At 75.3% G+C, this 24,388-nt stretch carries 23 protein-coding genes; 9 read left to right on the top strand and 14 right to left on the bottom strand.

The window, feature by feature from the left end; translation table 11 throughout:
* Positions 1-39: 39 nt before the first annotated feature.
* The 3 genes from SLP03_RS13920 to SLP03_RS13910 all read right to left on the bottom strand — a co-directional run bounded on the left by SLP03_RS13920 (position 40) and on the right by SLP03_RS13910 (position 3,216).
* Positions 40-2,343 (bottom strand): N-acetylmuramoyl-L-alanine amidase, encoded by a 2,304-nt coding sequence (locus SLP03_RS13920; RefSeq protein WP_319461005.1) that lies wholly within the window; start codon positions 2,341-2,343, stop codon positions 40-42.
* Between the two features lie 99 nt (positions 2,344-2,442).
* Complete coding sequence (locus SLP03_RS13915) at positions 2,443-2,889, bottom strand: GNAT family N-acetyltransferase (RefSeq protein WP_319461004.1); 447 nt, start codon at positions 2,887-2,889, stop codon at positions 2,443-2,445.
* 66 nt (positions 2,890-2,955) lie between these two features.
* A complete protein-coding gene (locus SLP03_RS13910) occupies positions 2,956-3,216 on the bottom strand; it encodes a Prokaryotic metallothionein (protein WP_319461003.1) in 261 nt (86 codons plus the stop codon).
* Between the two features lie 155 nt (positions 3,217-3,371).
* Between SLP03_RS13910 and SLP03_RS13905 the strand changes: the two genes are divergently transcribed.
* Positions 3,372-3,647 (top strand): isoamylase early set domain-containing protein, encoded by a 276-nt coding sequence (locus tag SLP03_RS13905; protein ID WP_319461002.1) that lies wholly within the window; start codon positions 3,372-3,374, stop codon positions 3,645-3,647.
* A gap of 12 nt (positions 3,648-3,659) precedes the next feature.
* Here the strand turns inward: SLP03_RS13905 and msrB are convergent, their stop codons facing one another.
* Positions 3,660-4,070: a peptide-methionine (R)-S-oxide reductase MsrB gene (gene msrB, locus SLP03_RS13900; protein ID WP_319461001.1), complete on the bottom strand. Its 411-nt coding sequence runs from the start codon at positions 4,068-4,070 to the stop codon at positions 3,660-3,662.
* A gap of 47 nt (positions 4,071-4,117) precedes the next feature.
* On the opposite strand from msrB, the gene ligD reads away from it, so the two are divergent.
* The 5 genes from ligD to SLP03_RS13875 all read left to right on the top strand — a co-directional run bounded on the left by ligD (position 4,118) and on the right by SLP03_RS13875 (position 12,942).
* Positions 4,118-5,146, top strand: a complete 1,029-nt coding sequence (gene ligD / locus SLP03_RS13895) for a non-homologous end-joining DNA ligase (RefSeq protein ID WP_319461000.1) — start codon at positions 4,118-4,120, stop codon at positions 5,144-5,146.
* A 109-nt stretch (positions 5,147-5,255) separates the two neighbouring features.
* Entirely contained in the window at positions 5,256-8,447 is a 3,192-nt protein-coding gene (locus SLP03_RS13890; RefSeq protein WP_319460999.1) for an ABC transporter permease, read from the top strand.
* 67 nt (positions 8,448-8,514) lie between these two features.
* Positions 8,515-11,235 carry an FtsX-like permease family protein gene (locus SLP03_RS13885; protein ID WP_319460998.1) on the top strand — a complete coding sequence of 907 codons (2,721 nt, stop codon included), beginning with the start codon at positions 8,515-8,517 and terminating at the stop codon, positions 11,233-11,235.
* A gap of 1 nt (position 11,236) precedes the next feature.
* A complete protein-coding gene (locus SLP03_RS13880) occupies positions 11,237-12,226 on the top strand; it encodes an ABC transporter ATP-binding protein (protein ID WP_319460997.1) in 990 nt (329 codons plus the stop codon).
* A complete protein-coding gene (locus SLP03_RS13875) occupies positions 12,223-12,942 on the top strand; it encodes an ABC transporter ATP-binding protein (protein WP_319460996.1) in 720 nt (239 codons plus the stop codon). Before SLP03_RS13880 ends, SLP03_RS13875 begins: the two co-directional genes overlap by 4 nt.
* 33 nt (positions 12,943-12,975) lie before the next feature.
* On the opposite strand, the gene SLP03_RS13870 is transcribed toward SLP03_RS13875, so the two are convergent.
* On the bottom strand, positions 12,976-13,428 hold the full coding sequence (locus tag SLP03_RS13870; protein WP_319460995.1) for a GNAT family N-acetyltransferase: 453 nt from the start codon (positions 13,426-13,428) through the stop codon (positions 12,976-12,978).
* 72 nt (positions 13,429-13,500) lie between these two features.
* Between SLP03_RS13870 and SLP03_RS13865 the strand changes: the two genes are divergently transcribed.
* On the top strand, positions 13,501-14,013 hold the full coding sequence (locus tag SLP03_RS13865) for a potassium channel family protein (RefSeq protein ID WP_319460994.1): 513 nt from the start codon (positions 13,501-13,503) through the stop codon (positions 14,011-14,013).
* Here the strand turns inward: SLP03_RS13865 and SLP03_RS13860 are convergent.
* Complete coding sequence (locus SLP03_RS13860; RefSeq protein ID WP_319461047.1) at positions 13,940-15,508, bottom strand: alpha/beta hydrolase; 1,569 nt, start codon at positions 15,506-15,508, stop codon at positions 13,940-13,942. The two genes, SLP03_RS13865 and SLP03_RS13860, sit on opposite strands and share 74 nt — an antisense overlap.
* Before the next feature lie 55 nt (positions 15,509-15,563).
* Positions 15,564-16,676: an ATP-dependent DNA ligase gene (locus SLP03_RS13855; RefSeq protein ID WP_319460993.1), complete on the bottom strand. Its 1,113-nt coding sequence runs from the start codon at positions 16,674-16,676 to the stop codon at positions 15,564-15,566.
* A 134-nt stretch (positions 16,677-16,810) separates the two neighbouring features.
* Here SLP03_RS13855 and SLP03_RS13850 point away from each other — a divergent pair, with 134 nt between their 5' ends.
* Entirely contained in the window at positions 16,811-17,023 is a 213-nt protein-coding gene (locus SLP03_RS13850) for a hypothetical protein (protein WP_319460992.1), read from the top strand.
* 109 nt (positions 17,024-17,132) lie between these two features.
* Positions 17,133-17,636 carry a DUF1990 domain-containing protein gene (locus SLP03_RS13845; protein ID WP_319460991.1) on the top strand — a complete coding sequence of 168 codons (504 nt, stop codon included), beginning with the start codon at positions 17,133-17,135 and terminating at the stop codon, positions 17,634-17,636.
* 31 nt (positions 17,637-17,667) lie between these two features.
* Here SLP03_RS13845 and SLP03_RS13840 read toward each other — a convergent pair whose 3' ends face one another.
* From SLP03_RS13840 to SLP03_RS13810, 7 genes are all read right to left on the bottom strand, one after another.
* On the bottom strand, positions 17,668-18,582 hold the full coding sequence (locus SLP03_RS13840) for a DNA-3-methyladenine glycosylase family protein (RefSeq protein ID WP_413644520.1): 915 nt from the start codon (positions 18,580-18,582) through the stop codon (positions 17,668-17,670).
* A 274-nt stretch (positions 18,583-18,856) separates the two neighbouring features.
* The gene (locus tag SLP03_RS13835; RefSeq protein ID WP_319460989.1) at positions 18,857-19,516 is read right to left on the bottom strand and encodes a hypothetical protein; all 660 of its coding nucleotides are present in this window, start codon (positions 19,514-19,516) and stop codon (positions 18,857-18,859) included.
* Between the two features lie 205 nt (positions 19,517-19,721).
* Positions 19,722-20,513: an anti-sigma factor family protein gene (locus SLP03_RS13830; RefSeq protein WP_319460988.1), complete on the bottom strand. Its 792-nt coding sequence runs from the start codon at positions 20,511-20,513 to the stop codon at positions 19,722-19,724.
* A complete protein-coding gene (locus SLP03_RS13825) occupies positions 20,510-21,208 on the bottom strand; it encodes a sigma-70 family RNA polymerase sigma factor (protein WP_319460987.1) in 699 nt (232 codons plus the stop codon). The genes SLP03_RS13830 and SLP03_RS13825 overlap by 4 nt, the downstream gene beginning before the upstream one ends.
* An 82-nt stretch (positions 21,209-21,290) precedes the next feature.
* The gene (locus tag SLP03_RS13820) at positions 21,291-22,148 is read right to left on the bottom strand and encodes a fused MFS/spermidine synthase (protein ID WP_319460986.1); all 858 of its coding nucleotides are present in this window, start codon (positions 22,146-22,148) and stop codon (positions 21,291-21,293) included.
* Positions 22,148-23,110: a hypothetical protein gene (locus SLP03_RS13815; RefSeq protein ID WP_319460985.1), complete on the bottom strand. Its 963-nt coding sequence runs from the start codon at positions 23,108-23,110 to the stop codon at positions 22,148-22,150. The genes SLP03_RS13820 and SLP03_RS13815 overlap by 1 nt, the downstream gene beginning before the upstream one ends.
* A gap of 131 nt (positions 23,111-23,241) precedes the next feature.
* On the bottom strand, positions 23,242-24,388 hold a 1,147-nt coding region (locus SLP03_RS13810), incomplete at its 5' end, for an SbcC/MukB-like Walker B domain-containing protein (protein WP_319460984.1).

The following is a 24,388-nucleotide window of genomic DNA, read 5'->3' as shown; positions in this document are numbered from 1 at the left end:
CCCGGAGAAAGCTCTCCGGGGCCCGTCGCCGTTCGCGGGTCAGCGCACGTAGACCGGACTGTCGGCGATCACCCGGGGGCGGCCCGAGGTGCCCACCACCACGATCTTGATGGTGTGCCGGGCGCTGCCGGTCCAGCTCTTCGCCCAGACGATCCGACGGAACTGGGTGGTGCTGGACCTGAGGTCGACCGTGGCGGTCTTGACGCCGTCGATCCAGACCTCCGCCTGGCCCGAGGTCGAGGTCGTCGTGGCTACGAAGGCGACCGAGCGGCCGGTGAAGACCCAGGAGAGCGAGGCCTTGCCGGCGGTCGCGGTCAGCGCCGAGCCGCCCAGGTAGTTGCTGTTCGTGTAGGTCGTCCAGGTGCCGGTGCGGGTCGCCTTGGACTCCGGGATGAAGCTCGGGGTCCAGGCCGCCGAGGCGGTCGCGGTGTTGCCGGACCAGTCGTCGGCCCGCATCGACCAGGTGGTGGTGACCCCCGGCTTGGTCGTGGTGCCCGAGGCGCCGCTGGCGGCGAAGGTGCCGGTCGTCGGGGCGGTCAACGAGACCGACCGGACGGCGACGTTGTCCGCCGACCGCCAGCCCAGCGTGACCGGCACGACGGTGCTGCTCACCCCGCCGGTGCGTAGGGACAGCGTCGGCACCTGCGGGAAGGTCGGCGCGACGGTGTCCGCCACCACGGTTTGCGCCGGGGTCGCCGCGGTCCGGCCGAGGACGTGCACGCCGCGGACCTGGACGGTGTGCGAGCCGGGGGTCACGGTGAGGGCCGCGGACCGGGCGGTGCCGGCGGTCGTCGCCACCACCGCGCCGTCCACCAGGACCTCGAAGCGTGAGATCAGGGTGCTCGGCGTGCTCACCGACCAGGACGCGGTGACCGTGTTCTTCGTGTAGTAGGTGGTGCCGTTCTTCGTGCCGGTCAGGCCGGTCAGGGCCAGGCCGTACACGCTGGCGGCCTTGCTGCGGAGGACCGCGAGCTGGCCGTACAGGGCGTCACCGGGGCACTCGGTGGCCACCGCGTCGCGGTGCCCGGAGATCCGGTTGAAGACCACCTGCTCGCCCAGGTGGTACTTGCTTTCCACGCCGGAGGTGAGGGTGACCTTGTCTAACGGGTCGTTGCCGTACTGCCCGAGCTTGTACGCGGCGACGTGCGCGACGGCGTCCTGCACCACGGTGGGGATGCCGGTGTCGATGTAGGTGCCGAGCACGGCGATCGCGGCGTTGTCGGTGTTGAAGCCGTACGTGTGTGCCCCGGTCACCGGCTTGTCGATGCCGCCCTTGCGGCCCTCGAAGACGACCCCGCACTTGTCGACGAGGAAGTTGTAGCCGATGTCGTTCCAGCCGTTGCTCTTGACGTGGTAGACCTCGATGCCCCGGACGATGGCCGCCGAGTCGGCGCAGCTGTAGTCGTTGGTGCCGGCGGTGTGGTGCACGAAGAAGGCCTTGACCGTGGTCCCGTACGTCGGCGGGTCGGTGACGATCGACTCGTCGGCCTTCCAGTCCGGGCGGGTGACCACCTTCGGCGTGGGGACCGGGTTCGCGGGCGCGGTGGCGGTGGGCGCCACGGTGGGCGCGCTGGTGGTGGGCGCTGGGGCCGACGTGGTGGTCGGCGCGGGCGCGGTGGTCGCCGCCGGCGGGACGGTGGTCTCGGTCGGCGCCGGTGCGGTGGTCTCGGCCGGCACGGTCGCGGTCGGCGGGTCGGTCGGCGTGGTGTCGGTGGGGGCCGGGTCGGTCGGGGTGGGCTCGAGCGCCCGCACCTCGGCGACCGGCTGGAGGCGCTCCGGCCGGACGTGTCCGATGCCGGCCGCGCCGGCCTTGCTGCGCTTCGTCAGGCCCGGGTCGACCAGTTCCAGGCGCAGCCCGGCGGGAAGCTGGTCGCTGGTGCCGCCGCCGGCCGCCGTGGCCCGCACCTCGACCCCGTCGGACTGGCCGACCCAGAGCGGGTCCGTGCCGCCGCGCGCCTTGCCGGCGGTCGCCCTGGCGCCGGGCTCCGGACCGAAGTGGTTGTCGAGCTCCAGCGGCCGCCAACCGGACCACTTGCCGTCCACCGCGTGGGTGCGGACGGCGACCGCGCCCTTGAAGTCGACGCTGGGGTTCGCCCAGGTCACGCCGACCATGGCGAACCGTTCGGTGTCCCGCCTCGGGATCGTCACCTCGCGGCCGTTCGCGGCCGGGAAGGCCACGGTGTGCAGCGCCGTGCTGACCGGCCCCGCCCCCTCGCCCCACACGGCGCGGTCCTCGCCGAAGTCGGCAGCTGCCAGGCTCGCTGTCCCGGCGACGGCGGTGGCCACTATGGCGGCCCCGATGCCGGCCGTCCGGCGGTTCCAGCGGATCCCCGTCAATTTCACAGTTGAGTCCCTCCGAATGATCTCACTGGAGGGCTCAGCGCTGTCAACGCCCAGAGCGTTACCCCGCCCGGTCGCCGCGCGCCACGACGGCGGGGTGGGTCAGGCGCCGCGGCGCATCGGGGTGTGCGGGATGCCGTCCTCTACGTAGTGGGCGCCGCTGACGGTGAAGCCGTGCCCGGTGTAGAAGGCGACCAGGTGCGTCTGGGCCTCCAGCACGCACGGTCGGTCGCCGACCAGGGCGAGCGCCTCGGTCATCAGCCGCCCGGCCAGGCCGCCGCCGCGGGCCGCCGGGGCCACCACGACCCGGCCGATCCGCGCCACGCCGCCCGGGTCGGCCAGGATCCGCAGGTACGCCACGACGTCGCCGTCCCGGGTCAGCCAGAGGTGCCGGGTGCCCGGCTCGACGTCCCGGCCGTCCAGTTCCGGGTACGGGCACGCCTGCTCCACCACGAACACGTCGATGCGCAGCCGGAGCAGGTCGTGGAAGGTGCGGGCGTCCAGGTCGGCGAAGGCGGCGACCCGGACCTCGAGGGGCGGCGACGGCATTCCGCGATGGTAGGCCCCCCTCATCGGACGCCTCCGGGGCGGCGGTGCGGGTGGCCGGGCCGCCGCTCAGGCGGGGCGGGCGCCGACGGCGTCGCGGATCTCGGCGCCCTCCTTGCCTTCCTCGGCCCGGGCGCAGTGGGCGCAGCAGAAGAAGCGGCCGGAGACCTCGACGCCGTGACCGACTATCTTGATCTGGCAGTGCTCGCAGATCGGTGCCATCTTGTGGATCGCGCACTCGAAACAGTCGAAGGTGTGCACGTCACCGCTGACCGTGCGCACCTCGAACGCCATCCAGTAGTCGTTACCGCAAACCTCGCAGGTAGCCATTCCAAAACCCCCTGATACGGACACGTCACACCAGCGTCGAGCAACGGACACCTCCGGGTAACCGAAACCGGCGAATCTGATCCGGTTCCACGGCGAGTCGCTCCCGGCGTGTCGCGCGTTAGGCCTGGTGACAGCCTCGAACCCCGGAGGACCAAGTGATCAAGCGGAATAAGCTCTTCGGCAACCAGACCCGGGTCACCTTCTGCCTGCCCCGGGAGACCCCGCCCGGCACCGTGAGCGTCGTGGGCTGCTTCAACGACTGGCAGCCCGGCCGGCACGAGTTGGTGGCCCGCCGGGACGGCACCCGTACGGTGACCGTCCGGCTCGCTCCGGGCGAGTACCGCTTCCGCTACCTGGCCACCGGGGGCGTCTGGCTCGACGACGAGTCCGCCGACCAGGTGGACGACCGGGGCGGCACCCTCCTGCTCTGAGCGGTGGCCGGGTCAGGAGCCCTTCGGCTCCAGCCGGATCGAGACCGAGTTCACGCAGTGCCGGGTGTCCTTCGGGGTGAAACCCTCCCCCTCGAAGACGTGCCCCAGGTGGCTGTCGCACCGGGCGCAGCGGATCTCCGTACGGACCGTGCCGAGGGTGTTGTCCGGGATCTCCTTCACCGCGCTGGGGATGGCGTCGTCGAAGCTCGGCCAGCCGCAGTGCGAGTCGAACTTGGCGTCACTGCGGAACAGCTCCAGGCCACAGGCCCGGCAGTGGTAGACGCCGGGGGTCTTGGTGTCGACGTACTCGCCGGTCCACGGCCGCTCGGTGCCGGCCTCGCGGAGCACGTGGAACTCCTCTGGGCTCAGCCGGACCCGCCAGTCTTCCTCGGTACGGGGCACTTCACTCTCGTCAAGACTCACCGTTCAACGGTACGCCGGACGTCGGTGCCATCGCATATGGTCGCGCAATGGGTGGCACCAAGGCAGCGGCGGCGGAGATCCAGGTGGCCGGGCACACCGTACGGCTGAGCAGCCCGGACCGGGTGATCTTCCCGCAGCGCGGGTTCACCAAGGCGGACGTCTTCGGCTACTACCTCTCCGTCGGCGACGGGATCATGCGGGCCCTGCGGGACCGCCCGACGACGCTGCAGCGCTTCCCGGAGGGCATCGAGGGGGAGATGTTCTTCCAGAAGCGGGTGCCGGCCCGGGGCGTACCGCCGTGGGTGCGGACCGCGGAGATCAGCTTCCCCAGCGGTCGGACCGCCGCGGAGCTCTGCCCGGCCGACCTGGCGCACGTCGCGTGGGCCGCCCAGATGGGCACCGTGGTGTTCCACCCGTGGCCGGTCCGCGCCGCCGACGTGGACCGCCCCGACGAGCTGCGGATCGACCTGGACCCGCAGCCCGGCACCGACTTCGCCGACGCGGCCACCGCCGCCGGTGAGCTGCGGGCGCTGCTGGACGACCTGGGCGCCACCGGCTGGCCGAAGACCTCCGGCGGCCGGGGCGTGCACGTCTACCTGCGGATCCACCCGCGGTGGACGTTCACCGAGGTGCGCCGGGCCACCATCGCGCTGGCCCGGGAGCTGGAACGCCGCCGCCCCGAGCTGGTCACCACCGCCTGGTGGAAGGAGCAGCGGGGCAGCCGCGTGTTCGTGGACTTCAACCAGATGGCCCGGGATCGGACGATCGCCTGCGCGTACTCGCTGCGGGCCAACGCGCGGGCCACCGTCTCCACCCCGGTCGACTGGGACGAGCTTCCCGAGGTCGACCCGGATGACTTCCACCTGGGCAGCGTGCCGGCCCGGCTCGCCGAGCGGGGCGACCCGCACGCCGGCATCGACGATGCCCCGTGGGACATCACCCCGCTGCTGGAGTGGGCGGAGCGCGACGCCGCCGCCGGCCAGGGCGACCTGCCGTACCCGCCGGACCACCCGAAAATGCCCGGCGAGCCGAAGCGGGTGCAGCCCTCCAAGGACCGGGACCGGCCCCGGGACTGACCCGCTGCTCCCGCCCCCGGGTAACGATCATGTAACGAGCGCGAACCTTTCCCACGCCCCGACCGGTCTTCCTGGTCGTCGGCCCGTCGGGGGCCCCGGGAGGCGTCGGATGAAACTGGTGTGGAGGCGGGCCGTCGAGGCGCGCGGGCTGTTGCTCGCCGCCGCGGTCGCGGCCCTGGTCGCGGTCGCGTTGGTCGCCGGCCTCTCCGACTACAACCGCCGGGCCGTCGCCGCCGGGCAGCGGACGATGCTCCAGGCGGCGCCCGCCGAGGAGCGCAGCCTGCTGGTGAGCGGGTCGGGCGGTGCTGACGCCGCCGCGTACGCCGACCGGGACCGGGCGGTACGCGCCCAGTTCGCCGACGGCCTGGGCGGCGTGCCGGCCTCCGTCGCCGCCGCCCGCCACGGCACCGGGCGGGAGCTGACCGGCGACCTCGGCGCGGCCCGGGTCGGTGACGACCCGCTCTTCGCTGACCTCGCCACCCTCGACGACCTGGCCGGGCACGCCGAGCTGACCACCGGCGGGTGGCCCACGCCGGGGGCCAACCCGCTGCAGGTGACGCTGCCGGAGAAGGTCGCCGGCCAGCTCGGGCTGCGCACCGGCGACCGGGTGCCGCTCTTCGACCGCAGCGCCGAGCGGGCCGGCGAGGTGGTGCTCGCCGGCACCTGGCGACCCTTCGACCCGGCCGAGGCGTACTGGCGGCTGGCCCCCGGCGTCGGCGACGGCGGGGCGGGCGCGGTCACCTCGTACGGGCCGTTCGCCCTCGACCCGGCCGACTTCGCCCGTACCTTCCCCGGCTCCAGCTCGGCGTCCTGGCTGGTCGCGCCGGATCTCGCCGGGGTCGAGCCGAGCCGGCTGACCTCGGTCACGCAGGCCGTCGCCACGATCTCGGCGAAGGTCCCGGAGGCCACCGGTCTCGGCTCGTCCGCGCAGAGCGTCAGCACCATGGACCGGCTGACCGACCGGCTCGGCCGGGCCGACCTGGTCGGCCGGTCCGCCCTGCTCACCCCGCTGCTGCTGATCGTGGTCCTCGGCGGGTACGCGCTGGTGCTGGTCGCCGCGCTGCTCAACGAGGACCGGCGGGCGCAGACCGCGCTGCTGCGCGCCCGGGGCGCGGCCCGCGGCCAGCTCGCCGGCCTCGCCGTACGCGAGGCGACGCTGGTGGTGGCGCCGGCCGTGCTGCTCGCACCGGCGCTGGCCGGCGCGACGCTGCGGCGGCTCGGCGCCGGCACGGCGGACCTCCGGCTGGCCGACGGCGGCGCCGGCCCGGTCTGGGCGGTGGCGGTCGCCGCCGCGGTCGGCTGCCTGCTCGCCATGGTGCTGCCGGCGCTGCGCCGGGCCGGCACCTACGTCGCCGACATGGCGGCCCGCTCCCGCCCCACCCGGGGGGCCGCGGTGCAGCGGGCCAGCGTCGACCTCGCCCTGGTGGCGCTCGCCGTGCTCGCCTGGACCCAGCTGCGGCAGTACTCCTGGCCCCTCGCGGGGGCCGGTGGGCGGCTCGGCATCGACCCGCTGCTGGCCGCCGCGCCGACCCTCGGCGGGCTGGCCGGGGCGGTCGTCGCGCGGCGCCTGCTACCCCCGGCGACCCGCGTCGCCGAGCGGTGCGTCGACCGGCGGCCCTGGACGGCGTCCCTGTTCGGGATGTGGCAGGCGGGCCGGCGCCCGCACGCCGGGCCGGTGCTCCTGCTCGCCCTGGCCGTCGGTGGCAGCACCCTCGCCTGGTCGTTGGTGGCCTCCTGGGAAGGCTCGCAGCGCGACCAGGCCCAGCACCGCGTCGGCGCCGACCTGCGGCTGGACGAACGCAGCGGCGTCGCCCCGGCCGGCCGGGCCGCCGGGCTGGCCGCGGTGCCGGGGGTGGACCGGGTGCTGCCGGCCTGGCGGGACGACGTCCGGGTCGGCCGGGACGAACTGCCGGCGACCGTGGTGAGCCTGGACGCGGCGGGTGCCGCCGGCACGCTCCGGCTGGACGACGCCGCCGGCGGGGCGTCCGCCGCCGACCTTCTCGACCGGCTGGCCCGGGGCCGCGCCGCGCCGGCCGGGACCGCCCTGCCGGCCACCGCGCGGCAGCTCACCGGCGCCGTCCGCACCCCGGCCCAGGCGTACGGGAATCCGCGGGTGGAGGTGACGGCGCTGCTCACCACCGACGGCGGTCCGGCGTGGCGGCTGCCGCTGGCCACCGCGCGCGGCGACGGCCGGCTCGTGCCCTTCACCGTGCGGCTGCCCGACACCGGTGGCGCCACGCTGCGCCTCGCCGGGTTCGAGGCGGACGGGGGCGAGGCGACCGGCGACAGCTACCGGCTGCGCATCGACGGGCTCGGACTGGTCGACACGGCGGGCGCCCGGCTGCCGCTGGCCCTGACCGGTGGGTGGAACCTCGCCGACGCCAGGCAGGGACCGATCCGGCCGGCCCGCGTCGGGGGCTCGAGCGTCGACGCCACGTACCAGCCGGTTATCCCCGATGGCGGCCGGTTCGCCGACCTGCCGCCGTCCCGGTTCGTCGTGGTGCCGGACGGTGACAACGTGCCGGCGCCAGCGCTGCTGACCTCCCGGGTCCGGGCCGCGCTGAACGTCCGCACCGGCGACACGGTCACCCTCTCGCTGGCCGGGGTGACCCTGCCGGTGCGGGTGGTCGGCGAGGTCGAGGCCGTTCCCGCGACCGCCGACAGCGGCGGCGGGGTGCTGGTCGACCTGCCCGCGGCGACCGACTGGCTGCTCAGGCACCAGGGCACGGTCCGGCCGGTGCCCGAGTGGTGGCTGCGCATCGACCCTGCCGGGCACGCCGGGGCGGCGACCGCGCTCGCGGGGCTGCCCGGGGTGACCGTGCTCGACCGGCGCGCGGTCGCCGCCGAGGCCGCCCGGGATCCGTACTGGCTCGGGGCGCGGACCGGGCTGCTCGCGGCCGCCCTCGGTTCGGTGGTGCTGGCCCTGGTCGGCCTGGCGGTCGACGTCTGGGCCACCGCCCGACGCCGGCTGGGAGAGTTCGCGGTGCTGCACACGTTGGGCGCCGCGCCCCGGCTGCTGGCCCGGGCGCTCCTGGCCGAGCAGGCTTTCCTGGCCGGCATCGGGGTCGGCGTCGGGCTGCTGGTGGGGGCCGGCGTCGCGGCGACGATGGTGCCCCTGGTGATCCTCACCCCGGCCGCCGGCCGGCCGGTGCCCGACGCCGCCTTCCTGCTGCCCTGGACACCGATCGGGCTGACCGCGCTCGGACTGCTGGTGGCGGCCCTCGCCTTCAGCGCCGTCATCACCACCGGCATCCGGCAGCGGGTCGCCGCCCTGCAGCTGCGGATCGGGGGAGATCAGTGAGCGAGCGAATCATCCGGCTCGGTGCGACGGGAACTCGTCGCGACGGCGAGCGAGGCGAGGCGGCGCGATGAGTGTCTTCGGGGTGGTTCGGCGGGTGCGGGCCCACGGCGGGCACTTCCTGCTGCTGGCGGTGCTGACCCTGGTCACCGCGCTGCTGATCACGGCGGTGCCCCGGGTCGCCGACCGGCTGACCGGGCAGGGGCTGCGGGAACACGTCGCCGCGCAGCCGGTGGCCCGCCGGGACCTGCTCTACACCACGGCGGAGAAGCCGGTCCTGGGGGCGAGCCGGTCGGTGGCCGCCCTGCGCGCCGGCGAACTGGACACGCTCCAGCAGCGGATGCCCCCGGCCGTGGGGCAGTCGGTCGGCGAGCGGTGGTACACGGCGCGGACGGGTTTCGCCCGGCTCACCGGGCCGGAGCTGACCTCCGACAAGGGACTGATCGACCTCAGCCTGCGCACCATGGGCGGGGTTCGGGAGGCGGCCGGCCTGGTCGAGGGGCGGTGGCCGGAGAAGGGCGTGACCGACGACGGCGACGTCGAGCTGGCCCTCGCCGAGACGGTCTCCCGCCCGCTGGGGCTGCGCGCCGGCAGCCGGCTGCGGCTGTCCGTCCTGGACGCCGACGGCAGACCGCTGAAGGCGAAGAAGATCACGCTGGTGGGCGTGTTCCGGCCGACCGACCCGAGCGACGGGATCTGGGACGCCCTCCCGTCGATGCTGCGGCTCACCCCGCCCATAGGGGACGGCGAGCCGTACCTGAGTGTCGGGGTGACCGCCGACCCCGGCTTCGACGCGTTGGCCGCGGCCGGCTGGCCGGTCGGCTTCGCCTGGCGGTACCGGATCTCGCCGGACCGGATCAGCCCGGGCCAGCTCGGCGAGCTGATCGACGGGCTGGCCACCCTGGACCGGACCCGCCCGGCGGGGCTCACCGTCACCCAGGGCGTGGACATCCCGCTGCGGCGGTTCGCCGAGTCGCTGGCCGCCGCCCGTACGCTGCTCGCCGTCATCGCCGCCGGGCTGCTCGCCACCCTGGCCGGCCTGACCGTGCTCGCCGCCCGGCTGTCGGCGCGCCGACGCCGGGCCGAGTACGTGCTGCTGCGCGCCCGGGGCGGCTCGACCGGCGCGGTGCTGCGCCGCGCACTGGCCGAGTCGGCGCTGGTGCTGCCGTTCGCGGCCGGGGCCGGCTGGCTGCTCGGCGGCCTGCTGCCCGGCGGCGGCTCGCAGCTGCGCTGGGTGCTGCTCGCCGCCACGCTGGCGACGCTGGCGCTGCCGGTCGCCGCGCTGACCGGGCAGCGCGCGTCCGGCCGGGACGACCTGATCGGCGCCCGGTCCGCCGCCGTCCGGCTCACCGTCGAGGTCAGCCTGCTCGGCGTGGCCGTGCTCGGAGCGTTCCTGCTGCGGCGCCGGGGACTGACCCTCGGCGGGTCGGTGGACCCGCTGCTGGTGTCCGTACCGGTGCTGGTGGCGGTCGCCGCGGCGATACTCGCACTGCGCGCGTACCCGTGGCCGTTGCGACTGCTCAGCCGGGCCGCCGCCCGGGCCCGGGGCAGCGTCGCCTTCCTCGGCACGGCGCGGGCCGGTCGGGCCGCCGCGACCGCGCCGCTGGTGGTGGTGGTGCTGGCGATCGCGACGGCCGCGTTCTGCGGGGTGGTGGCCGCCGGCATCGAGGCCGGCCGGGACCGGGCCGCCTCCCGCGCCGTCCCCGGGGACGTGCTGGTCGACGGGGAGCGGTTCGCCCCGGACACCACGGCGGCGCTGGCCGGGCTGCCCGGGGTGCGCGCGGTCGCCCCGATGCTGGTGGAGCCGGCCCAGCGCCCGTACGCCGACGCCGCCGGCCGGTTCGGCGGGATCGGGGAGACGCAGGTCCTGCTGGTCGACGGCGCCACCTTCGCCGAGGTGGGCCGCCGCGCCGGCGTCGCGGTGCCCGACGTGCTCCGCACCGCCGGTGACGGCTCGACGCCGTTGCCGGCGCTGGTCTCCCCGGCGCTGGCCGCGGACCTCGCCGAGGCGGGGCTCGCCGACGCCGCGGGGCGGCGCCCGGCCTGGCTCGACGTCCAGGGCAACCGGCTGCCGGTGCGGGTGGCCCGGACCGTCGACGAGTTCCCGCTGGAGGACCGGAACACGGAGCGGTTCGCGGTGCTGCCCTGGCCGGCGCTGCCGGCGGACGCCCCGCATCCGCTGGTCCCCACCGGCTTCGTGCTGGCCGGTGACGGCATCGACGCGGCGGCGGTGAGCCGGGTGGTCGACGAGGGGCAGCGCCGCTACCAGCGCGGCGGCGTGGTCACCGGCGGGGAGCGGCCCCGCCAGCCGGAGGTGCGCACCTGGTCGGCCGTGCGGGCGGAGCTCGGCGGCAGCGGGGTGAACGGGCTGCTGGTCTTCGGTTTCACCATCGGCGCGGCCGGCGGCGCCGCGCTGGGCCTGCTCGCGCTGGCGTTCGCGGTGCTGGCCGGGGCGCGCGGCCGCGGTGAGGTGCTGTCCCGGCTGCGCACCATGGGGCTGTCCCGGCGGCAGTGGCGGGGGCTGCTGCTGGTCGAGCTGACCCCGCTGGTGCTGGTCTCGGTGCTCACCGGCGCGCTGGTCGGCGCGCTGCTGCCCCTGCTGTTGACCCCCGTCCTCGGTCTGCCCGCGTTCACCGGGGGCGCCGCGGTGCGGGTGCGTTTCGAACCCGGTCTGGTCGCCGGCGTGCTCGGGCTGGCCGTGCTGGCCCTCGGCTTCGCGGTCGCCCTCGAGGCCCTGAACAACCGCCGGATGCGCCTCGGTGAGGTGCTCCGGCTCGGAGAGGAGAGCTGAGATGACAGCCACCGCCGAGGCGTCCGTCGTGCCGGACCTGGCCGCCCTGCAACAGCGGGCCGCGCAGCGCGCGGCCGAGCGGGCCGGCGGCCAGGACCGGCTGCGCGGGCACATCGTCTGCGACGGCCTGGTCCGGATCTTCAAGACCGAGGGGGTGGAGGTGGTCGCCCTGCAGGGGCTCGACCTGGTCATCGACCGGGGCGAGCTGGTCGCGATCGTGGGCGCCTCCGGCTCGGGCAAGTCCACCCTGCTCAACATCCTCTCCGGGCTGGACACCCCCACCGCCGGCATCGCCCGGGTCGCCGAGTACGACCTGCTCGCCCTGTCGCACCGGCGCCGGCTCAGCTACCGGCGGGAGATGGTCGGCTTCGTCTGGCAGCAGACCGGCCGCAACCTGCTGCCGTACCTGACCGCGGTGGAGAACGTGGAGCTGCCGATGAAGCTGGCCGGCGGGCGCGGCCGGCGGGCCCGCCGGGAGCGGGCCCGGGAGCTGCTCGACCTCGTCGGGGTCGGCTACTGCGCGGAGCGGCGGCCGGGCCAGCTCAGCGGCGGCGAGCAGCAGCGCTGCGCCGTCGCGGTGGCGGTGGCCAACGACCCGGAGGTGCTCTTCGCCGACGAGCCGACCGGCGAGCTGGACGAGGCGACCGGCGCGGAGGTCTTCGCCGCGCTGCGGACCATCAACGCCGAGCTGGGCGTGACCATCGTGGTGGTCACCCACGACAACGCGGTGGCCGGCCAGGTCCGCCGGACCGTCGCGATCCGCGACGGTCGGACCGCCTCCGAGGTACGCCGCACCGCCCGGCTCGCCGCGGACGGCAGCACCGAGCTGGTCAGCGAGGAGTACGCGGTGCTGGACCGGACCGGTCGGATGCAGCTGCCCACGGCCTTCGTCGACGCCCTGGCCCTGCGCGACCGGGTCCGGCTCAACCTGGCACCCGACCACGTCGAGGTGCGGCCCGGCGACCGGGCGCACGAACGGAGAGAGGCATGACCGAGCAGTTGTCCGTGGCGCCGGTGGGCGCGGCCACCACCGACCAGGTGGTCCGGGTCGACGGGGTGAGCCGTACCTTCGGCCGGGGCGAACACGCGGTGCACGCCGTCCGGAACGTCTCGTTCTCCGCCGCGCGGGGTGAGCTGGTCGCGGTGCGGGGCCGGTCCGGCGCCGGCAAGACCACGCTGCTCAACCTGGTCGGCGGGCTGGACCGGCCGGACTCGGGCCGGGTGCGGGTGGCCGGGCACGACGTGACGGCCGCCGGTGAGCGGGAGCTGCTGCGGCTGCGTCGGGGGACGATCGGTTTCGTGTTCCAGACCTTCGGGCTGGTGCCGATCCTGTCCGCGGCGGAGAACGTCGGCGTGCCGCTGCGGCTGGCCCGGGTGCCGGCGGCCGAGCGGGAGCAGCGGGTCGCGGTGCTGCTGGAGCTGGTCGGCCTCGGCGGGCACGCCGCGCAGCGCCCGTACGAGCTGTCCGGCGGGCAGCAGCAGCGGGTGGCGGTGGCCCGCGCCCTGGCGAACGAGCCGGACCTTTTGATCGCCGACGAGCCGACCGGCCAGCTCGACTCGGAGACCGGGCGGTCCATCATGGACCTGCTGCGGGCGGTGGTGCACGCCCGCGGCATGACCGCGCTGGTGGCCACGCACGACCCGGCCCTGATCGAGCTGGCCGACCGTACCCTGACCCTGCGCGACGGACACCTGGTCGACGTCTGACGCCCGCGGCTGCGGCGGCTCGGCTCCTGGCCGTCAGAGCGCCAGCTTCATCCCCTCGTGGCTGGCGACGAAGCCTAGGTCGCGGTAGAAGCGGTGGGCGTCGGCGCGGGTCTTGTCCGTGGTGAGCTGCACCAGCGCGCAGCCGCGCTGCCGGGCCTGGTCGACGGCCCAGGCCATCATCTCCCGGCCGAGCCCGCGGCCCCGCCGGTCGGAACGGACCCGGACCGACTCGATCAGGGACCGCTCCGCGCCGTGCCGGCCCAGCCCCGGGATGTACGTGATCTGCATGCAACCGACCAGCTCGCCGCCGGCGTCCGCGACGACCAGGTGGTTGCGCGGGTCGGCGTCGATGTCGGCGAACGCCTTCTCGTACGCCTCGTCGACCTCGGTGAAGTCGCGGGCCTTGCCCAGCACGTCGTCGGCGAGCAGGGCGATGATGGCGGGCAGGTCGGCCCGGACGGCGTCGCGGAAGATCACGTCGGTCATGCCGGCAGCCTGACACAGCGACACCGGGCGATGTGCGGGCGTCTGTTGCCGGCACCGGGCAGCATGTGCGCCATGGAGCTCCTGCTGCTGCCGTTCCGCTGGATCTGCCGGGGTCTCGTCTGGTTCGCCAACTCGCCGCGGACGCTCATCACGTCGTACCTGCTGATGATCGTGGTGGCGGGCGTCCTCTACAGCCACGCCGAGCACAAGAGCGCCGCCGACTCGGTCTGGTGGGCGGTGGTCACCGCCTCCACCGTCGGGTACGGCGACATCTCGCCCGCCAGCTGGCAGGGGCGCACCCTCGCCGCGCTGCTCATCTCCACCATGGTGCTGCTGGTCATCCCGCTGATCACCGCGCACTTCGCCAGCCGGCTGATCGTCGACGACGACGCCTTCGAGCACGCCGAGCAGGAGGAGCTCAAGGCCGACGTCCGGCGGATGCGCGCGCTGCTGGAGGAGCTCGCCGCCCGGCAGGGCCTCCAGGTGCCCGAGCCGGAGCGCCGCGAACCGCTCAACGCGCCGGACAGCGCAGCCCCGCTCTGGGAACGGTCAAGGAGATCAAATAGGCGTCGACGGCGGCGGTGACGCAGGCGGTCTGCGGGTACGCCGTGTGCCCCTCGCCCTCCCAGGTCAGCACCCGGCCGACGCCGAGCATCGAGGCCAGCGCGGCGGTCTGCTCGTACGGCGTGGCCGGGTCGCCGGTGGTGCCGACCACCACGACCGGCGGCGCGCCCACCGCCCTGCCGGTCGGGTACGGGTCCCGCCCGCCCGGCCACTCCACGCAGCCCAACATGCCCACCGCCAGCGCCGACCCGAAGAGCGGGTACTTCTGCCGCCACTGCGACTGCAGCTGACGGATCTGCTCCCGGGTCGGCTTCTCGGTCTCGTCGGCGCAGTTCACCGCGAGGTTGGCGTCAAAGAGGTTGGAGTAGTGCCCGTCGTCCTCGCGGCCCGCGTACGCGTCGGCGAGCTTGAACACCTCGGTCGGGTCGCCGCCCTGCAGCCGGTCGATCGCCCGGGCCAGCTCCTGCCACCCGGACTCGGTGTAGAGCGAGGAGATGACCGCGTAGAAGACCCAGCCCGAGGTGGCCTCCCGCCCGTCCGTGCCCCGGACCGGGGAGACCTTCGCCTTGTCGATGGCGGCGGTGACCGCGCCCCGGGCGTCCGGGGCGATCGGGCAGCGGCCGGCGTTGGCCCCGCACCACCGGGCGAAGTTGTCGAACGCCCGCTCGAAGCCTTTCGCCTGGCTCTCCGACCCGGCGATCAGCTTCTGCTGCGGGTCCACCGCGCCGTCGAGCACCAGGGCCCGGACCCGGTTCGGGTAGAGCTGGGCGTAGGTCGCGCCGAGCAGGGTGCCGTACGAGTAGCCGAGGTAGGTGAGCTTGTCGTCGCCGACCGCCGCCCGCACCGCGTCCATGTCCCGGGCCGCCTGCTCGGTGCCGTAGAGCGGGAGCTGGCCGCCGTACCTGGCGCCGCAGCCCTGCCCGATCCGCTTGTTGAGGTCGACGAAGCCGGCGAACGACGCCTGGCTCTCCGGGTCTGGGTCGTAGCCGAAGCTGGCGTCCAGGTCGGCGTCCGAGATGCACTTGACCGGGCTGGACCGGGACACCCCCCGCGGGTCGAAGCCGACGATGTCGAAGCGGTCCGTCACCGCGGCGGGCAGCCCGCCGAACGCGGAACCGAACGAGAGGTAGACGGCGGTGTCCACGCCGGACGCGCCGGGACCGCCCGGATTGACCACCAGCGATCCGATCCGGTCGTGCTGCTTGTTCGACCGGATCCGCAGCAACGCGATCTCGAAGGTCGCCCCGGCGCCGGGCCCGGCGGTCGCGCCGGTCGCGGCGCCGCCGCCCCAGTTCCGCGGTACGGCGATCCGGGCGCACTCGTAGCGCATGCCCGCTGCGCCCCGGCCGACCAGCTCGTCGGGCACCTCCGGGCAGGCGCGCCAGGTCGGTGCGCTGCCGGGGGCGGCCGCCTCGCCCTGGCTCTCGGTCCGCGGGGCGAACGCCGGCAGCGTGCAGCCGGCGGTGACCACCACGGCCGCGGTGAACCCGGCCAGGGTGAGGCGGACCCGGCGGATCCGGTCGGAGAAGCGGGTCACGTGGGAGCCTTCCGTGATCGTGTCGACGGCCAGGCTACGCCGGGCCCGGTGCGCTGCCGACGGTCGCCGCGGGATCCCCGCGCAGCACCTGGTCCACGTCGTAGCGGACCGGGCGCTCCAGCTGGTCGTAGCGGCAGGAGCGGGGATCACGGTCGGGCCGCCAGCGGACGAACTGCGCGGTGTGCCGCAGCCGGTCGCCCTCCATCGCGTCGTAGCCGACCTCGACCACCAGCTCCGGCCGGAGCGGCTCCCACTCGAGGTTCTTCGTGCCGGTCCACCGGCTCACCCCGCCGGGGATGCGCTGGCCCCGCTCATGGTCGCCGTGCACCCACGGGTGGTCGCCGGCCACGTCCCGGTACGGCTCCAGCTCGGTCAGCAGCTCCTTGCGGCGGGCCGCGGTGAACGAGGAGCTGACCCCGATGTGGTGCAGCACGCCGGCGTCGTCATACAGGCCGAGCAGCAGCGAGCCGACCACCGGACCGGACTTGTGCCAGCGGAAGCCGGCCACCACCACGTCGGCGGTGCGGGCATGCTTGACCTTGAACATCAGCCGCTTGCCCGGCGCGTACGGCAGGTCGGCCGGCTTGACGATCAGGCCGTCCAGCCCGGCGCCCTCGAAGACGTCGAACCAGCGGCGGGCCGTCTCCGGGTCGGTGGTCACCTGGGTGACGTGCACCGGCGGGCGGACCTTGGCCAGCGCCTGCTCCAGCCGGGCCCGGCGCTGCGGATAGGGCTGGTCGAGCAGCGCCTCGTCGTCGATGGCCAGCAGGTCGAAGGCGACGAAGTCGGCCGGGGTGGTCTCGGCGAGCAGCTTGACCCGGGAGGCCGCCGGGTGGATGCGCTGGGCGAGCAGCTCGAAGTCGAGCCGGGGCTGGCCGCCCGGCCCGTCCCGGCGGACCACGATCAGCTCGCCGTCGACCGCGCACCGGTCCGGCAGCTGGGCGCGCGCCTGCTCGACCACCTCCGGGAAGTAGCGGGTCATCGTCTTGCCGCCGCGGCTGGCCAGCTCGACCTCGTCACCGTCGCGGAAGATGATGCAGCGGAACCCGTCCCACTTCGGCTCGTAGGTCATGCCGGGGGCGGAGGGGAGCTGGGGCACGCTCTTGGCCAGCATCGGCTCGACCGGGGGATTGATCGGCAGGTCCACGGCGACCAGTCAATCAGACGGGGCCGACAGCCGTGAGGCAGATCACCGCCGGTGCGGTGCGGCGTGTCCCCGCCCGGCCCGTTAGTCACCCGCGTGCGGATGATGAAACCGCAGGTCAGAGCTACCTTCGCCGGGTGCGGGAGTGGGTGTGCGGCTGCTGCGGGCGCTGGCGGGTCAGTGTGGAGCTGATCCGGGGGCGGTACCGCTACCGGTTGGCGCACCGCTACCGGCCTGAGTTCGGCGGCGGCGCGAACGTCGTCGGCGAGGTCTCCTCGGTGGCCGAGCTGGAGGAGTTGCTGCGCCGGCACGCCCCGGTCGGCCTGGCCGACCTGCGCGAGGCCGCCTGAGCCCCCGCGCCCGCTGGATCCCACCACAGCCGCCAGCGACCGCGCCGGGCGGCCCACCCGCGTCGGCCGTACGCTGGCGGGGTCCGACTCGACCGTGGGGGTGCGTACCGTGCCGGAGCTGACCTACCCGGACGTGGGCGCCACCCGCGAGGGGCCGTTGCCGTCCGGCTGGCGGCACGTCCGGCACCGGGTCCCGCTGCCCGCGGGGTCGTTCGCCGCCGCCGGCGCGGCGGTCCTCGGCTGGCGGTTGCACCGCGCGGCGGGCATCCGGATCGAGGCCGACGCGCCGCGGGCCGCCCCCGGGGTCCGGGTCGTCTCCGGCCTGGGCGTCGGGCCGCTGCGGCTCGCCGCGCCCTGCGCGGTGGTCTGGGCCGTTGACGACGAGTGGCGGGCCGGCTTCGGGTACGGCACGCTGCCCGGTCACCCGGCGCGCGGCGAGGAGGCCTTCGTGGTCACCCGGGACTCCTCCGGCGCGGTCTGGTTCGAGGTACGTGCCTTCAGCCGCCCGGACCGCTGGTTCATGCGCGCCGCCGGGCCGGCCGGCGGGGCCTTCCAGCGCGGGTACGCCTGGTGGCTCGGCCGTACCCTCCGCCGGCTCTGCACCCGTCCCTGACCCGATCCGCCAGCCGGGGACGCGGCGGGCGTCAGAAGCGGGCGAAGGAGCGGATCGGGGCGCGCGGGCCGTAGCGCGGGGCGTGCACGCCGGCCGCCTCCAGCAGCAGGCAGACCCGCCCCCGGTGGCCCCGGAACGGCTCCAGCAGGGCCAGCATCCGGGCGTCGTCCCCGCGCGGCTCGCCCGCGAGGGCCCAGGCCACGGTGTTCGGGATGTGGTAGTCGCCGACGCTGACCGCGTCCGGGTCGCCGTACGCGATCCGCACCACCTCGGCGGCGGTCCACGGCCCGATGCCGGGGATCGCGGTCAGCCGGCGGGTGGCCTCCTCGGCGTCCGCGCAGCGTTCCAGGCGGTCGGCGGCGGCGGCCGCGCGACGCAGCGTCTCGGCTCGCCGCTGCTCCACCCCGAACGGGTGGAAGACCCAGTACGGCGCGGCGGCCACCGCGGCCGGCTCCGGGGGCAGCAGCAGCGGCTGCAGCGGCCCCGGCGCCGGCTCGTGGAAGTGCCGCACGGTGGCCGCGTACGCCCGGTAGGCCTCCTTGCCGGTGACCTTCTGCTCGAAGACGGCCCGCAGCAGCCGGGGGAAGAGCTGCCCGGTGGCGGGCATCCGCAGCCCACGGTGCTGGGCGGCGAGCCGGGCCACCACCGGGTGCGCGGCGGCGAGGTCGGCGAAGCCGGTGAGGTCGTCGCGGAGCCCGGCCACCGCGTCCGCCCGGTCGACCACCCAGCCGGCGCCCGGTCCGTACCCCTCGGCGACCAGTTCGTCGGCCGCTGGCCGCAGGGCGAGGGTGGCCGGCCCGGCCGGGGTGCGGGTGGCCCACCAGAAGGTGCCAGCGGCGATCCGGGCGCACGGGTCGTACGGGCTGAAGGTCAGCGCCCGGACCGAGGCGGCCAGGCGGTAGCCGGCCGGCGGGCGCAGCGTCCGGTGGGCGGCGGGAAGCGTCACCCCAGCCACTCTGCCACGAGGCCTCCCCGTGACGGGCGACACCGCCGACGCGCGGGGCGTCGGCGGTGCCGCCGAACCGGAGCGGACCGGCCGGATCCGGCCGTGGGTGCGGGTTGGGTGGACCTCGGCGGCGCGCCTGGTGACGTGGGCGTCCGCCGCCCTTGCCGCTCCGGGACGCGGGGGCGTTGCCGGTACGCCGGCGTTCAGGTTCACGACGGTGGCCGGCCGCGCCCTCCCCGGCTGCGACCGGCCACCGTGTCCGTGCGGTGCGGGATCAGTACGAGTACCCCGAGCTGCTGCCGTCGGAGCTGCCCGAGTCACCGGACGCGGGCGGGGCGACCGCCTTCGGCGTGCCGGTGGGCAGGCAGGTCAGGTTCTTCTTGCCGTTCGGGTCGACCACGAACCAGGTGCCGCCGACCCCCTGGCCCTTCCACTGGCCGGGCTTCTTGTCACCGATGTAGCGGTAGACCGGCCAGCCCCCGACGGTGATCTGCCGGGTGCCGTCCTGGCGGGTGACGGTGCCGGCCTTTTCCTCGGAGACGCCCTCGAGCTGCGGGTTGCCGTCGGTCAGCGCGGGCGGCCAGACCTGGGCGCACTTGTCCACGCAGTTGGAGGACGGCGGGTCGGCGGAGTCCTTGTCGAAGCGGTAGAGGATCCAGCCGTCCTGGTCCATCACGACGTTGCCCATTCGGGGCACCTTCTTGCCGACCAGCTGGTCGGTGAGCCGGACGTCCGCCGGGGGCGCCTTCTCGGGTGCGGGGGCGTCCGCGGTCGCGGAGGCCTCCGGTTCGGCCGCCGCGGTGGGTTCGGCCGCGGCGACGGCTACCGGCTCGGCCGCGCTCGAGTTCGCCCCGTCGTAACCCGCGGGAGCGCAGGCCGTTAGTGCGACCATCGCGCTCGCGACGATGACGGTCGTCCGCTTCAGGTGTGCCACGTGCCCTCCTCATTCTTGGCAGTTCACCGGGTAGTACGGGTGGTTCGCTGTCAAGGTTGAAGGGGAAAGAGTGCTCCATTTCACAATGGACCGATTGAACCGTTCCGGCCCCCGGCGCGTATGGGAGCACGTCGGGTCATCCTCGCCCGGGCACGCCGAAGCGGCGCCGGGCGATGTCGCTGCCCGGCGCCGCCGTCGTGGCGGGTCAGAGGTCGGCCACCGTCACCAGCGGGCTGGCGATCCCGTTGACGTCGACCGACTGCACCTGGAGCTTCGCGATGTCGTTCTGGGTCGCCGAGGTGGACGCGCTCAGCTCCAGCGGGAGCTGATTGGTGCTCGTCCCGTACCCGCCGCCCGGCACCGACCAGGTGGAGACCACCTCGCTGGTGTTGTTCCTGCGGACCACCACGAGCCGGCAGGTCCGCGGCCCCGGCAGCCTGGTGAGCTGAACGCTGATCTGTGTGCCGTACTCCTTCGCGGCCAGCCACATCGTGGTCTTCACGCCGGTGCCCGGATCGGTCGCGTCGTGCGGCTCGCCCTCGACCGGTTCCTTCTCGCCGCCGATCCCGTTGCCGGACTTCGTCGGCCCCGGCGACGGCGGGCCGGTCACCGGGTTGGTCAGGGTCGGCTCGGCCTGCGGGATCCGGTTGTCGTCCCCGCTGCCCGCGAAGCCGGCGATGCCGACGCCGCTCAGACCGCCGAAGACCACCACGGCCGCCGCCGTGGCGAGGAGCTGCCGGAACCGGGTACGCCGGCGGTGCTGCCGCACCGCCACCAGCGTCCGGTCCAGCAGGGCCGGGTCGGTCTGGGTCTGCTCCAGCGCGGTCATCGTCTCGCCGTCGATGCCGGCGAGCATCCCCACCACGGGGACCATGGTCTCCAGCTCCGCGGCGCACGCCCAGCAGGTGGCGAGGTGCTCCTCGAACCGTTCGGCGTCCTGCTGGTCGAGCACGCCGAGCGCATACGCGGCCACGTCCATGTGGTCTGCCCGGCTCATTCCGTCACCCCCCGTTCCTGCAGAGCCGTGCGCAGCGCGCGCAGCGCGTAGTAGACGCGCGACTTGGCGGTGCCGAGCGGAAGGCCCAGCTCCTCGGCCGCCTCCGGCACCGTACGCCCCCGGAAGTACGTCGCCACCAGGATCTCCCGGTGCGACTGGCTCAAGGTACGTAGCGCGTCGGCGACCGTCATCGTGCGCAACACCCGGTCCGTGCTGTCCGCCTCGGCGAACGCGGTCAGGTCCCGGTCGTACGTCTCCGGCGGGCGGGCCTGTTCGCTGCGATGCTCGTCGATGGCGATCCGCCGCGCCACGGTGACCAGCCAGGGACGCAGCGATCCCTGGCCATGCGTGCCGAGCCGGTGCGCGTTGCGCCAGGCCCGCAGGAGCGTCTCCTGGACGATGTCCTCGGCGCGCTGCCGGTCACCCCCGGTCAACCGCATCACGAACATCAGCAGCGGACCGGCGTGCTCCGCGTAGAGCAGCCGGATCAACTGGTCGGAGTGGCTGGCCTCAGGGGACGTCGCCTGGTGACGCCCGGGCGCCGGTCGCGGCGGCACCGGATCATTCTGGCGATCCGTGGGGCGCGCGTCGACCCCACGGCCCGTCTTCGACGCACGCGACCGGGGCTGCGCCCGGGCGAACATCCATCCGGGCCTCGCCACCCCGCCGTGCCAGCCGGCCGCCACCGCATGCATGCAGACCTCCGGGTGTCCAGTGACATCAGCCGGCCCCCACGGGCATGGCCGTCCGGGAATACGGAGTGACCCGCCCAGCGGATCAACGGCGCACGGAAAAAATTCCGGGCGGGGGTGGGGTGGAGGCGGTGGCCTCGGCGTCGTGCACCACGCCGGCGCCGCCGGCGAACCGGTCCAGCTCCTCGCCGGCCAGCACCCGGCCGGGGAACCAGTCGCCGGCCGCCCGCCGGGTCAGCTCCGGCACCGGCGGATCGACCCGGCCGGCCACCAGCACCAGGTTGCCGTAGCGCCGCCCGCGCAGCACCGCCGCGTCGCCGATCAGGCAGGCCCGGGGCAGCACCGAGCGGACGGTGGCGACCTGGGCGCGGGCGTGCCGCAGCGGCGGGCCGTCGGCGACGTTGGCCAGGTACCAGCCGTCCGGCCGGAGCACCCGGGCCACCTCGGCGGCGTACTCCACCGAGGTCAGGTGGGCCGGGGTGCGGGCGCCGGCGAAGACGTCCGCGACCACCACGTCGTAGCTGGCGTCCCGGCTGGCGGTCAGGGTGGCCCGGGCGTCGGCCACCCGCACCCGCAGCCGGGGGTCGGTGGGCCAGGGCAGCGCCCGGCGGACAAGTTCGACCAGGGCACCGTCCACCTCGGACACCCGCTGGGTCGACCCGGGCCGGGTCGCGGTGACGTACCGGGGCAGGGTAAGCGCGCCGCCGCCGAGGTGCAGCACCCGCAGCGGGGCGCCGGCCGGGGCGATCAGGTCCAGCGCGGCGGCCAGCCGCCGGACGTACTCGAACTCCAGGTGGGTCGGGTCGGCCAGGTCCACATGGGACTGCGGGGCGGCGTCGAGGAGCAACGTCCACGAGCCCGGCCGGTCCGGATCGGGCACCAGCTCGGCCTGCCCGGTGTCGACCTGCTCGACCACCCGGTCGGCGTCGCGTCGACGGCCCATCAGCGCCGGATCCCGCGGGCCGCCGCGATCAGCACCCGGTGCAGCAGGCGGGCGTCGCCCAGCAGCCCGCGCAGCCGACGCTCCAACCCGGCGATGGGGATGAGGTTCTGCGGGGCGCGCGGGTCCTTGTACGGGGTGGAGGCGAACCGGGGCAGGGTGACCAGCGAGAGGTCGGCCAGGCCGATCGCCTCGGCCGGCGTCAGCTCGGTCGAGCACTCCACCCGCACGACGCCGGCCCAGGGCGCGCCGCCCGCCACCGGCAGCCTCAGGTACCACGAGTAGCCGCCCCAGGCGGTGCCGAGCCGGAACACCGGGGAGCGCTGGCCCGAGGCCAGCCCGGTCACCACCGCGGTCAGCCGGGCGTCCAGGTACTGGCTGTGCTGCGTCTTGATGTAGCCCAGGGTGCGCGGCAGCTGCCGCCGGCCGCGCAGCGGCCCGTCCACCACCAGCAGGTCACCGTCGACCCGGGCGGCGTCGGAGACGGCCACCTCCAGCGCGGTCAGCGGACCCTGCACCGCCGCCGGCAGCTTGCTCAGCTCACCGGCGCCGCCGACCCGGTGCACCGGATAGTGGATCCGGCCGGCCACCACGTCCTGCGCGGAGGGGCTGGCGGTGAAGAGACCGCGGCCGACCCGGGCGCCGGCCAGTTCCGCCACGCCGCGCTCCAGATCGCAGCGGACCACCCCGGCCGCGTACGAGGCGGCGATGCCAGGGAACGACGCGCCGTCCTCCTCGGCCGTCCAGACGCTGGCGTCGATCCGGCGTACCCCGTCGACGAGCAGCACCACGTCCGGGGCGGGTACGTCCCGCCGGGCCCCGATCGCCCGCCAGTCCGTCGCCGGCAGCTCCACGTCCGGGTCGACCTGGGCGCTGCTCGGCGCCGCCGGGCCGCCGGCCGACGCCTCGAACGAGGTCCCGTACGCCGGGTCCCAGGCGTCGACGAAGAACCGCGGCTCGGTCACGCCGACACCCCGCTCACAGGTCGGGCCTTTCGTTCGCGACTGCGGGGCTCCGCTGCGCTGCACTCCTCGCGCTCACAGGTCGGGCCTTTCGTTCGCGACTGCGGGGCTCCGCTGCGCTGCACTCCTCGCGCTCACAGGCCGGTCCGTTCGATGCGGGCGGTGCGGGCGTCCTTGCGGACCTCGTAGCGGACCGGGATCCGCTCGGCGAGGGCCGGCACGTGGGTGACCACGCCGACCATCCGGTCGCCGCGGGCGGCCAGGCTCTCCAGGGTGGCCGCGACGGTGTCCAGGGTCGCCGCGTCCAGCGTGCCGAAGCCCTCGTCGAGCATGATCGACTCCAGGCTCGCCGCGGTCGTCGACATTCCGGCCAGCTGCTCGGAGAGCGCCAGCGCCAGCGCCAGCGAGGCCTGGAACGTCTCCCCGCCGGAGAGGGTGCGGACGCCCCGGCGCAGCCCGGCGTCGTGGTGGTCGACCACGAAGAACTCACCCTTGTCGTGTATCAGGTCGTACTGGCCTCCGGAGAGTTCCCGCAGGATCCGGGAGGCGCCGTCGACCAGCAGGTCCAGCGCCTCGGCCAGCAGCCAGCGCTCGAAGTTGTTGGCCCGCAGGTGCCCGGCGAGGGCCCGGGCGACCCGCGCCTCCCGCTCGTGGCCGGTCCGCTGCTCGCGCAGCTCGGCGGCCTGCTCGCGCCGCTCGACCAGCCGGCGCAGCTCGGCCTCGGCGCGTTCCACCGCCACGGCGGCGGCCCGGCCCGGGTCGTCGGCGACGTCCAGGCCGGCGGCCGTGAAGAGGACGCCGATCCGCTCCTCGACCTCGCCCGCCGCCGCCTGGGCCGCGGTGACCGAGTCGACCAGCCCGGCGCGGTCGGCCCGCCGCCGGTCGGCCTCCCCGCCGGCCCAGCCGGCCAGGGTGGCCCAGGCGGCGGCCACGTCGTCGCGGTCCGCGGCCGGCGGGCCGAACCTGCCCAGCCGGTCCCGGGCCGTGTCGAAGTCACGCCAGGCCCGGCGCAGCCGCTGCTCGGCGCCGTCCAGCGCGCCCCGGGCCCGCCGGGCGGCGTCCCGTCCGGCGCGGACCGCGGTCGCCGCCTCTTCCAGCAGCCGGCGCAGCCGGGCGTGCTCGTCCAGCGCCTCCCGCAGCGCGGCCGGCGCGGCGGCGGCGGCGAGCTGGTCGTCCAGCTCGGCCAGCCGGGCCCGCAGCTGGTCGTGCTGGGCGCGGGCGCGCAACAGCACGCGTTCCAGGTCGCGGGCGGCGGCGTCGCGCTCCTGCACCGCCCGCGAC

The organism is Micromonospora sp. RTP1Z1 (assembly GCF_033804685.1).
In the GTDB taxonomy this organism is placed as follows: Bacteria; Actinomycetota; Actinomycetes; order Mycobacteriales; family Micromonosporaceae; genus Micromonospora.
This window is presented reverse-complemented; position numbering and strand designations above follow the sequence as displayed.